The 327-nt window shown below is 59.3% G+C and carries 1 pseudogene; it reads right to left on the bottom strand.

The features are described 5' to 3' along the window. A pseudogene (locus HK28_RS13635) lies at nucleotides 1–327 on the bottom strand (IS5 family transposase); the annotation flags it as partial.

Below are 327 nucleotides of genomic sequence, written 5' to 3'. Positions count from 1 at the left end.
TTCATCAAGGAGAGGTTCTGCTTCAGTGATGTCGGCCCTTTGCCCTGGCGTCAGCGAAAGAGCCACGGCCTTTCCCGCAGCATCGACAATGGGGTGGATCTTCGTGGTCAGTCCGCCCCGGGACCGTCCGATGGCCTGATCCGTGCCCCTTTTTTAAGAGCGCCTGCACTATGCTGGTGAGCTCGGACAATCGTGCTGTCGATCATCATGTATTCATTGTCGCGATCGGCAGCCAGATACCGGAAAATCCGTTCGATCACGCCGCTCTCGCACCAGCGGCGCAACCGTCGGTGGACGTTCTTCCAGTCCCCGAACCGCACTGGCAAG

Source organism: Acetobacter sp. DsW_063, assembly GCF_002153745.1.
In the GTDB taxonomy this organism is placed as follows: Bacteria; Pseudomonadota; Alphaproteobacteria; order Acetobacterales; family Acetobacteraceae; genus Acetobacter.
This window is presented reverse-complemented; position numbering and strand designations above follow the sequence as displayed.